This window comes from Mesorhizobium sp. M0029, from assembly GCF_040323735.1.
Classification (GTDB): domain Bacteria; phylum Pseudomonadota; class Alphaproteobacteria; order Rhizobiales; family Rhizobiaceae; genus Mesorhizobium.
The window spans coordinates 1-10,170 of the sequence record NZ_JAMYVF010000048.1 but is presented as its reverse complement, the minus strand read 5'-3'; the positions used below and the strand labels follow the sequence as shown (position 1 = coordinate 10,170).

The window sequence follows — 10,170 nt, the reverse complement described above, 5'->3', positions numbered from 1 at the left end:
CCGCCTACGACCACGGCGCGGTCTTCCTCCTCGAGACTTACGTCAACAACGTCGTGGGCTCGGTCGAGGAGACGGTGAAGATGTTCGCCCAGGTCGACCATCCGGGCCTCGGCCTGCTGATGGATCCGACCAACTATTTCGAAACCCACAACATCGACAGGATGGACCAGATCCTGAACCAGGTGTTCGATACGCTGACCGACAAGATCAAGATCGCGCATGCCAAGGACGTCAAGCGTTCGGGCAGCGACAAGTCGGAAAAGCATGCCGACATCGGCGACGAGGATGCGATGGAGAGCCACACCTTCCGCGGCGTCGGCGAGATCGAGCTGCCGGCGCCCGGGCTGGGGTCGCTGAATTACGATCTCTATCTGCAGCGGCTGGCGGAAAAGCACCCAAACATCCCGGTCATCATCGAGCATCTCTCGGAAGACGACGTGCCGCGCGCGAAGAAATTCCTCGACGGGAAGTTCCGCGCCAACGGCCTGTGAGCGCCGGTTGCGCCGCCGGCGCATGGCGGCGCAACTCCAACCAAGGGAGGAATGAATGTTGAAATTCGCATTGAAAGTGGCTGCTGCGGCAACGCTGGTGGCCGGGGTCTCCTTGAGCCTGCCGGCATTCGCGCAGGACGGCCAGAAGACCTTCTATCTGCTGTCGCATGGTGGCCCTTCGGACGCGTTCTGGATCGACTGGAATGCCGGCGCAACCAAGGCCTGCGACCAGCTCAAGGTGACCTGCAAGATCTCGTTCAGCGGCGGCGACATGGCGGCGCAGAAGGAGGCTTTCAACTCGGCGCTCGCCGCCAAGCCGGACGGCATCGCCACCACCTCGGCTCAGCCCGGCCTGTGGACGGAGGAGGTGAAGGCCGCCAAGGCCGCCGGCATCCCGATCGTGTTCTTCAACACCGACGATCCGGCGACCGGGCGGCAGGCCTATGTCGGGGCCGACCTCAGGGAAGCGGGCGTCATCTGGGCCAAGTATCTCGTCGACCACAAGATGGTGAAGCAGGGCGACAAGGTGTTCCTGCCGGTCGAAGTGCCGGGCGCCAGCTACCAGCAGCTCGAGACCGAGGGCATCGCCAGCGTCTTCGATCCGCTCGGCATCAAGTACGACGTGGTCGATTGCGGCACCGACCCGGCCGGCATCATCGCCAAGATGACCGACTACATGGTCGCCAACAATCCGCCGGCAATCATTGCACTGGGCGATTCCGTGGCAGCAAGCATCAAACGCGTCTTCGACGGGGCCGGTGTGTCGGCCGGCAAGGTCCCGGTCGTCGGCTGGGGCAACTCAAAGGAGACGGCCGAGGCGGTCAAGTCCGGCTTCGTCAATGCTGCGGCCTGGCAGTACCCGTCGGCGCAGGGCTTCATGCCGGTGGCGCTGCTCGGGCTAGCGGCCTCTGGCGAGCCGATCGGCTACGACATTCACACATTCAGCCTCTACGACGCCTCGAGCGTCGAGCCGATCCTGAAACTCTACAACAAGTGACGACAATCGGCGCCCGCCCCGAAATGGCGGGCGCCGGACGAAACGCATGGTCCTGACAGATATGGCAATCACAGCAGACGACGACACGCAGCGAGCGAAGGGCAGGTCTGCGCTGCTGCGTTCGCCGCAATTCTCCTCGCTCATCATCCTCATCGTGCTGCTCGTGGTGTTCGCCATCGCCGACGGCAACTTCCTGTCGCCGCTCAACATATCCAACATGATGGCGTTCCTGCCCGAGCTCGGCATCATCGCTCTCGGCATGACGCTGCTGCTGACGGCGGGCGAGTTCGATCTATCGGTCGGCGCCGTGTTCGGCCTTGCGCCCGTCGTGGTGATGCTGCTGGTGCAGAATGGCGGTATCGACATCGGCGTCGCCCTCCTGGCCGGGCTTGTGCTGTGCATCGCGATCGGCGCCATCAACGGGCTGATCGTCACCAAGATCGGCATTTCCTCCTTCCTGGTCACGCTGTCGATGCTGCTCGTCGTGCGCGGCGCGGCGCTCTACATCACGCAGGGATTCCCCCTGAAGTCGTGGGACCAGCCCGGCTTCTTCGTCACGCTGCTTGCCGGCAGCTTCAATGTAGGCTCGTTCCGGTTCTACACCTCGCTCTGGTGGTTCATCGGCCTGTCGCTGCTGGCGATTTACATCCTGCGCTACGCCAAGCTCGGCAACTGGATCAGCGCCATCGGCAGCAACCGCAACGCAGCGGTGGCGCGCGGCGTGCCGGCCGACGCGGTCAAGATCTGGCTGTTCATCCTGACCTCGGTGGTGGCCGGGCTGGCCGGCATGATCAGCGCGTTCCGGATTTCGGCCGCCTCGCCGGTGGCCGGCACCGGCTACGAACTCGAAGTGATCGCCATGGTGGTGGTCGGCGGCACGGCGCTCACTGGGGGGCGCGGCACCATCCTCGGCACCATCGTCGGCGCGCTGATGCTGCGCGCCATCCGCAACGGCATCGTGCTGATCGGCGTGCCGGGCTTGGCATACAACATCTTCGTCGGCGTCATCATCCTCGCCATGCTCATCCTGCACGCTTTGCTGCAGAAGAACGCCGCAAGGAGCTGACGATGGAAGTGCTGCGTCTGCAAGACCTGCAAAAGTCCTTCGGCAACGTGCGTGCGCTGAAGAACGCCTCGTTCACCCTCAACGAAGGCGAGGTGGTTGCCCTGCTTGGCGACAATGGCGCCGGCAAGTCGACGCTGATCAAAGCGATCTCCGGCGTCTTCCCGGCCGACCACGGCGACATCTTCGTGCGCGGCGAGAAGGCGTCGATCCGCTCGACGCGCGACGCGATGGACCTCGGCATCGAGACTATCCATCAGGACACATCGCTCGCGCCGGACCTCAGCATCGCGCGCAATCTTTTCTTGGGCCGGGAGCCGGTCAATTTCGGCTGGCTCGGCGTGTTCGCGCCCCTCGACCTCGCCAAGCTTCGCAACGCCGCCTCGGCGCTGCTGAAGCGGGTCGGCATTTCGAAAAAGCTCGATGCAGATGCGCTGGTGAGCACCCTCTCGGGCGGTGAGCGGCAATCGATCGCGATCTCGCGCGCCATGCAGTTCGCCGCCAAGGTGATCATACTCGACGAGCCGACCAACAATCTTGGCGTCGAGGAAACCCACGGCGTGCTGCGCTTCGTCAAGGAGGTGCGCGACGCCGGCCACTCGGTGCTGCTCATCACCCACAACATCCACCACGTGTTCCAGGTCGCCGACCGCATCATCGTCATGCGCCGCGGCGAAATCGTCGCGGAACAGACGGTCGCCGACACCGACCTGTTGACGGTGGAAAGCATCATCACCGGCGCCGACATGTCGGCCTTGCTCAAGGAGGCGAGGGCAAAGTGAAGGACGTCGCATGGTAGAGCTTTACGGCAAGACGCTGTCGCGAAGGCAGGTGGCCGAGCGGTCCGGCATGCTGTCGCAGTTTGCCGGCGTGCGGCTGATGACGCTCGGCGACGGCGTGGAGCGCGGCATCCGGATGCTCGAGTTCCGCACCGGCTCCGGCCTGCGCTTCACGGCGCTGGTCGACCGGGCGCTCGATATCGCCGATTGCGACTTCCGGGGCCAGGCGATCGGCTGGCATTCGCCGAGCGGCTTTCGCCACCCCGGACTGCACGAGCATGAAGGGGAGGACGGTTTCGCCTTTGGCCGGTCGTTCTCGGGGCTGCTCGTCACCTGCGGCCTCGACCATATACTGGGCCGGCAAGACGTGCCGGCCGAAAGCTACAATTATCCGGGGCGCAAGCGGGTATTGCACTCGCTGCATGGCCGCATCGGCACCGTGCCGGCGCGGCTGACCGGCTACGGCGAGGCCTGGGACGGCGACCGCTGCGTGCTGTGGGCGGAAGGCATCGTCCAGCAGGCAACCGTGTTCGGCGAGGATCTCCATTTGCTGCGCCGCATCGAGGCCGATGTCGGCGGCAGCGAGATCCGGCTGTCGGACCGCGTCGTCAATCATGGTTTCAGCCGCACGCCGCACATGTATTTCTATCACGTCAACGTCAGCCATCCCTTGCTCGACGAGGGTTCGCGCTACCTGGCGCCGATCCGGGATGTCGTCTGGGCGGCGCACGCCGGCGATCGTTACGAGGCTCAGAAGGTCGGCTACCGAACCGTGCCGGCGCCGCAGCTGGGATTCAGTGAGCAGGTCTGGGAGCACGAGCTTGGCGCCGATGCGGCGGGCGAGGTGCCGGTGGCCGTCGTCAATGATCACCTGGGCCTCGGCTTCGAGGTCGTTACCCGCAAGGATCAGCTGCCCTGCACCTATCAGTGGCAGAACTTCCAGGCCGGCCTATATGCGTTGGGAATCGAACCCTCGACGCATCATGTTCTGGGCAATCTCGCCGCGCGCGAACGGGGCGAGATGATCTGGCTGGACCATGGCGAAAGCCGCTCCTATGACGCCGTGTTCCGGGTGCTCGACGGTGCCGGCCAGATCGCCCAAGCGGAAGCGAGGATAGGGTCGATCGCCCGGCAGCCGCAACAGGATTACCCTGCGCCGTCGGGCGCTTTTGCGAGACTGCAGGCGTGACCGGCTTGAAACGCACGATCGGTTGCCGCGGCGGGCGGGAAGTGCGCCGGAATACGGAAGCAGGCGCGGCCCGGCCGGCCCCAGGCGGCCCTTTCGGAGCGCAGGCGGGAAAGCGGAGATGACGATGACGGCAAGCAGGAAGCGCGACTACAGCCTGGTCGGTGAAAGCACCAAGCGCGCCATCGAGACCGGATTGGCTTCGGCCGAATGGTATCACACCGATGTCCCGCGCAAGGCGGTCAAGGAGTTGATGCAACGCTCCGACGGGCCGGCGATCCGCGACACGATCATCTGGGTCGCGGCGATCCTGGTGTCGGCCGCCGGCATCGTATGGTTCTGGGGCACGTGGTGGGTGGTGCCGTTCCTGTTCGTCTATGGCGTGCTTTACGGCTCGTCGAGCGACTCGCGCTGGCACGAATGCGGCCACGGCACCGCGTTCCGGACGCGCTGGATGAACGATGTCGTCTACCAGATCTCAAGCTTCATGCTGATGCGCAACCCAGTGCAATGGCGCTGGAGCCATGCCCGCCATCACACCGATACCATCATCGTCGGCCGCGATGCCGAAATCGCCGTCATGCGCCCCCCAGATCTGCTGCGGGCGGCGCTCGCCTTCACCGGTATTCTCGATTTCCGCTATTCGCTGCCGACGCTGGTGCGCCAGGCGTTCGGCAAGCTGTCCGATGAAGAGAAGAGCTATATCCCCGAGATGGAGCAGCACAAGGCGGTGATCGCTGCGCGCTGGCATGTCGCCATCTATGCGGCGACAGTCGGGCTGGCGCTGTTCACGTGGTCGCTGCTGCCGCTGGTGCTGATCGGCCTGCCGCGCCTCTATGGCAGCTGGCACATGGTGCTGACAGGGTTGCTGCAGCATATCGGCCTGGCCGACAATGTCGTCGACCACCGGCTGAACACGCGCACCGTCTACATGAACCCGATCAGCCGCTTCATTTACTGGAACATGAATTATCACGTCGAGCATCACATGTTTCCGATGGTGCCCTATCATGCGCTGCCAAGACTGCACGAGCTGATCAAGCACGACCTGCCGGTGCCGAACCCGTCGATGTGGCATGCCTATCGCGAGGTCTGGCCGGTGCTGCTGAAGCAGCTGCGGTACGAGGATTTTTATCTCAAGCGCGAATTGCCGCCGACAGCCAGACCCTATCGCGGCGAATTTCACCAGGTGGATATGTCGGCGGCGGCTGAATAGCCATAGCGGATGGTGCGGGAGCCGGAGATGGCCGACTGGATTGAAGCGTGCGCGGTCGATGACATCGAGGAAGAGGATGTCATCTGCTTCGATCCTCGCGGTTTGCCGCTCGCCCGATGACGAGCTCTTCGCCACCGACGGATATTGGACCCATGAGAAGGCGCATCTAGCCGAAGGGCTGGTGATCGACGACGTCATCGAATGCCTTGAAGCACATTGGCCGCTCTGCGACCGGCCAGGTCAAGGGCGCGCCGGTCTGCGTCAAGCTCGCGATCTATCCGATGAGAATCGAGGCCGGCAAGGTGATGATCCAGATCTGACGCGTGGTAACCGGTCCAGCACCGCGTTTAGCAAACTCAGAGTGACGTTTTCCTGAGCCGAAAGAGACAGACCGTCGCCGACGGGCGCGCCATGGAGGGTAAGCGCCAGCTGACCATGCTGCGCGTGCTGGTCATGGACGTGGCCGAGGGCCGCCGACCGGGCTGAGGTCGATCGTCTCGATGCCGCCGGAGTTGTGCTGAACCCTAGATCGCGATGCGGCCCCCAGCCTGTTCACCGTGCCGGGCTAGAATTTCTTCGAGATCGGCACCGCCGACTGTTTTCTAAGTTGGGCTTTCCGGCTCCACAAGACGGGCACCGACGCCGTCATTGCAGCGCCGGCTATGCCACGGTCACCGTGCCCAGACATATGTGCTTGGCCCTTTGACCCTGATCGACGAGGTCCTGATTCACTGCTGCTTCTGCTGATCAGCTTTGAGGTGCTGATTGTGCGGTTTGATCTGGCAGCGTTGATACTGGGCGCTACCGCGATCGAAGCGGAAGGACAGCGCCTACCGCAGCGGCAAAACGACCGCCTGAACAAGATCAGTGTGAGGGAAGGAGATGGAATTTATTGGTGCGCAGCGAGCGCGGCAAAGCTGCGCAGGTGATCGTGGCTGGAAAGCGTCGCTACAAAGGCTGTGCGTTGTCAGTTTGGAAGCCGACACGCGTCCGGCAGACGACGGTGATCTCGCTGGCTGACTGCGGCGCGGGATTATTATTGAACGACGGCAGGAAGTAGGCTCGGTGCCACGCCGTGCGTCCAGGACTCGGGTTGGAGTGGATTATGGTTCGGGGTGACCATAGCCGATCTGCGCAGCCTCGAACCTCCAGCGCTTGCCGCATGTTGGGCAGGGGTACAATTTTCACTTTCACGCTCGACCTGCTCCGCGTGTGCGTCAGGATGATGCTACACTCAAATTCTCACCACGGCTCAAGGTTCTCCTCGGCAGCGAGGCTTCATGCCGTAAGCGAGCCGCCCCGGGAAACTGATTTCAATTCCTTCGCAGCCGCAACGAGGCGCGGTCATTCCCGGCGGCTTTGATGAGCTCCATCACCTGCTCAGGCGTGATGCCGTTCTGCTGGGCAAAATGGAAGAATTCGTTGCGTTCGTTGGACGAGACCCGGTTCCTGTCGCGAAAATCACGCTCGGTTTTGTTGTCCGTCATCATCTTCTCCTTTCAACCTCAATTCGCCGGCCCGAACCGCCCCCTTGGAGCAAAACCCGAGACCGCCCAACGCGGAGGCTGATCGAGCCTCGCTAGGGCTGCTGCGAGTAGACGAAAGCTCCAACTGGCGAAAGCTGGGGGAGCTTGTCCAACGCCGGGGTGGGCTCGGTGCACGCCGTGGCATCGCTTCGGCGACTTTAACCACCCGCCCAGAACACGGATGGGAGCAGCCTCGGAAAGATCCGCCCACCAGGCAATGAAGCTACGCGAACACCGAGTTCCTCGTCCTGTAGCATCAGCAGACGCTCGTGGATGTCTTACCCGGCATTCTCGCCGGAATGATCGAAGTGGATGGCGAGGCCAAAGGCGAGCGCTCGCTCGGCGATCATATTGACAAGATGGCTTTCGCCGATCGACAGCGCCGGAACGGCCTCTTTCAACGCCTCGAGAGCGTGCCGTATCGACAAAAGACCCCGCCGCTTGCGGCTGCTCACATATTGATCGATCAGGGATTCCAGTGGCATCTGCCTGCCTCCGCTTCGGACAGGATCTCGTAGCGTGGCTGCGGAGCAACAGCATTCACATTGGTTAAGAGATGGCGGCGAACGCCATCATGCATGCCGCCAAAAACAGACGGCGGTGGGGCTGGCTGATTTACCCCGGGTTGGAGCGCTACCCTCGGGTAAGCATGGCACGACCGTCGCGCCGGGTTCGGACATTTTCGGTGCTACTGCTCCGGTACCGCGGAGGTTTGTGGATGGTTGCGTGCCGCCTCGGCGATTTCCGGAATGAATTTCGTCGCGGTGCAGCTTCGGTTTACATTGGCGCGGGCGGTAAATACCTCTTGCCCGCAGACTTGCGAAGCGAGCGCGATCGGCACGTGCACCGCCAGTGGCAACTCGGTCTCAGCCACTCCCAGATGTCTTGCAACCTGTTGCTTCACCTCCGGCCGGCCGAGCGAGACGTCAACGCCGACATCATCCTTGCCGGTCGGCGACGATCCTTGCGCCGGCAGTCGACCCTGCTTGGCTGTTTGCGACGAGTCGCCGGATTGCTGCGCGGGCTGACTTGTCTGCGCAGATGCCTCGACGCCCAAAGTCAGCGAGGCCGCCAGTCCCAAAAAAGCCCGGAGCCCCAAAGACGCAACCCGAAGTCCGAATGTGCTCATTGTCATGTTCCTCACCGTGCGGGGTTCAACCTGGCGCGCTCAGAGTTCGGTGTTGCTTCGGCCTCTTTCGAAGACAGGGATGTCTTCCTCCTCCTCATCATTGTCACCGGTTGGTATGTCCTCGGCGTAGCTGCGGGTCAGTTCCTCGGTTTCGCTTAAGCCGTCGATCGTCTCATTGGCGCCTGCCCCTTCATCATGACGACCGGTAATTTCGCTGCGGGGCCTTGCGCCGATCGGCTGGTCGACATCGTCGGCTCCCCCGAAACCTGGCTCCGCGCCGTGCCTGTCTTCGTGGCCCACGGGGCTGTCCAACACGGCGGCATCCTCCGGGCGAATGGGTTCATCATTGGCGAAGTCACTTCGTCTCGAATGCGAGGTCTCGTTTTGCTTTGGCATGTCAGGTCTCCTGTTCGTTTGGCAAATTCGACGACGCTGGTGCTTGCACGCCGGACTACCTGAGCGACGCACCCTTTAGAGCCTGCATCGACGACCGCTTGAAGGTTGCAGCGTCCCTGGGGGCGGAGGCAGTGCCAGAGGGTTGGCACAGACTCCACAGCGCCGCGAAGAACCAACGTCGTGGCCAGATCCACTCAGCCCTGAGAACCGCTCTTGCTCAGTTGCTGGGCATGTTTGAAATGCTGCCGGATGAGCCGGCGCGGTCTTTTTCGCATGGGCCGCCAAATGTTTTTCCTGACCGTTTTCCGCATAGGAGGTCATCAGCGTCAGGGCTTCCTGGTGCGCTGCAACCTGGGCGTCGACGTAGGCGTTATCGAACGCCCCTCTGCTGTCGTTGCTCAATGCTTCCAATTGGGCAGCATGCTTGCTTGTCATCTCCGGTGCCACTGCGACGTCGTCCTTCTTTGCCGCCGCAATGAGCCGCTTGGAAGAATTCGTGTGGTCCTTGATCATCATGCGAGCGAATTCCTTCACTCGTGATGTCTTCGATTTCCGCAGCGCCAACTCACTCGACTGGATCTCGAACATGTCTGAACTCGCAGCTGCTTTGACAAATTCCTGCGGGGACGTCGTCGCGGTCTGAGCCATTGCCCCCGGGCTGATGAGACCGATGGCGATCGCAGCCAAAAGCACTTTGACGAAATACATGTTGTGCTCCCAACACGGCCGAGCTGCCGTTGTTCCCCTTTTTGTGACAATAAATACCGGGCGGCAGGCGTAGACCCCGAATGGCTCCTGCTCAGCGCTTTGATCATAGATCCGGCCGTATTGCAGGACCGGTGACTGCGCGGAGCTCAGCGCGGTTCTCCGACAAGGCACTATGATCGCAGAGCAGCCGACCGACTTCGTAAGCCCAGTGGATGCGCAGGAGTGCGCTGTTTGCCGACCCGTCGCCGTGGGTCACGCGTCGTGGCAGACCTGTCCGACAGGCCCATGAAAACTTCTGCAAAGCTGCGATGATGATGGGCAAATAGGCCCAACACCTAGCTTAGTATAAAACGCGCCCGCTGGCCCCGGCCGGCGGGCTCTTTCGTTTGCCCTCGGAACCTGGGTCAATTCGCACAGTTGCTCCCCTGGGGTGGCGCGGGCCGCCTCGAATCTGAGATTCTGTTAATCGCCCGAAGCGGGTGCTACCCTCCCTGCCGCGAGCCGGAATGCATAACGATTGCGGATGTGGCTGTTAAAATAGACGCCCTTGGCAAAGGCAGCTTTGAACGCGGCAAAGGCCTCAGCAGGTACGTCCAAAAACTCGTAATGCTTCCCGCTCGCTACAAACCAAACCGAGAGAACCCTGGTGCTGGGGTCATAGTCGAACTTGCGTATCGAG

Annotated in this window: 13 protein-coding genes and 1 pseudogene; 8 read left to right on the top strand and 6 right to left on the bottom strand. The window is 62.5% G+C overall.

The genetic code is table 11. The annotated features are described in order from the left end of the window. The 8 genes and pseudogenes from NKJ76_RS31910 to NKJ76_RS31875 form a co-directional block, all read left to right on the top strand. A partial coding sequence (locus tag NKJ76_RS31910; protein ID WP_352539192.1) for a sugar phosphate isomerase/epimerase family protein occupies positions 1–491 on the top strand: 491 nt, incomplete at its 5' end. Positions 492–546: 55 nt separating this feature from the next. Continuing rightward, positions 547–1,488 (top strand): sugar ABC transporter substrate-binding protein, encoded by a 942-nt coding sequence (locus NKJ76_RS31905; RefSeq protein WP_023689426.1) that lies wholly within the window; start codon positions 547–549, stop codon positions 1,486–1,488. 61 nt (positions 1,489–1,549) lie between these two features. Then, complete coding sequence (locus NKJ76_RS31900; RefSeq protein ID WP_050586906.1) at positions 1,550–2,554, top strand: ABC transporter permease; 1,005 nt, start codon at positions 1,550–1,552, stop codon at positions 2,552–2,554. Further along, positions 2,551–3,333 carry an ATP-binding cassette domain-containing protein gene (locus NKJ76_RS31895; protein WP_023693351.1) on the top strand — a complete coding sequence of 261 codons (783 nt, stop codon included), beginning with the start codon at positions 2,551–2,553 and terminating at the stop codon, positions 3,331–3,333. The genes NKJ76_RS31900 and NKJ76_RS31895 overlap by 4 nt, the downstream gene beginning before the upstream one ends. 10 nt (positions 3,334–3,343) lie before the next feature. Next, entirely contained in the window at positions 3,344–4,519 is a 1,176-nt protein-coding gene (locus tag NKJ76_RS31890) for an aldose 1-epimerase family protein (protein WP_352539191.1), read from the top strand. Positions 4,520–4,637: 118 nt separating this feature from the next. Continuing rightward, entirely contained in the window at positions 4,638–5,732 is a 1,095-nt protein-coding gene (locus NKJ76_RS31885) for a fatty acid desaturase family protein (protein ID WP_352539190.1), read from the top strand. Positions 5,733–5,759: 27 nt separating this feature from the next. Further along, a pseudogene (locus NKJ76_RS31880) lies at positions 5,760–6,052 on the top strand (Rieske 2Fe-2S domain-containing protein). Positions 6,053–6,624: 572 nt separating this feature from the next. After that, on the top strand, positions 6,625–6,792 hold the full coding sequence (locus NKJ76_RS31875; protein ID WP_155927361.1) for a hypothetical protein: 168 nt from the start codon (positions 6,625–6,627) through the stop codon (positions 6,790–6,792). A 253-nt stretch (positions 6,793–7,045) separates the two neighbouring features. Here NKJ76_RS31875 and NKJ76_RS31870 read toward each other — a convergent pair whose 3' ends face one another. The 6 genes from NKJ76_RS31870 to NKJ76_RS31845 all read right to left on the bottom strand — a co-directional run. Continuing rightward, positions 7,046–7,219, bottom strand: coding sequence for a DUF3606 domain-containing protein (locus NKJ76_RS31870; RefSeq protein ID WP_023689424.1), 174 nt, complete (start codon positions 7,217–7,219; stop codon positions 7,046–7,048). A gap of 317 nt (positions 7,220–7,536) precedes the next feature. Next, positions 7,537–7,743: a hypothetical protein gene (locus NKJ76_RS31865; RefSeq protein ID WP_023673164.1), complete on the bottom strand. Its 207-nt coding sequence runs from the start codon at positions 7,741–7,743 to the stop codon at positions 7,537–7,539. A 203-nt stretch (positions 7,744–7,946) separates the two neighbouring features. Beyond that, on the bottom strand, positions 7,947–8,387 hold the full coding sequence (locus NKJ76_RS31860) for a hypothetical protein (RefSeq protein ID WP_031202956.1): 441 nt from the start codon (positions 8,385–8,387) through the stop codon (positions 7,947–7,949). Between the two features lie 39 nt (positions 8,388–8,426). Further along, entirely contained in the window at positions 8,427–8,783 is a 357-nt protein-coding gene (locus NKJ76_RS31855; RefSeq protein WP_023685250.1) for a hypothetical protein, read from the bottom strand. A gap of 75 nt (positions 8,784–8,858) precedes the next feature. Then, positions 8,859–9,491 (bottom strand): DUF4142 domain-containing protein, encoded by a 633-nt coding sequence (locus NKJ76_RS31850; protein WP_023689422.1) that lies wholly within the window; start codon positions 9,489–9,491, stop codon positions 8,859–8,861. A gap of 462 nt (positions 9,492–9,953) precedes the next feature. Next, positions 9,954–10,170, bottom strand: a 217-nt coding sequence (locus NKJ76_RS31845) for a KTSC domain-containing protein (RefSeq protein WP_352539189.1), incomplete at its 5' end; no start/stop codon positions are given.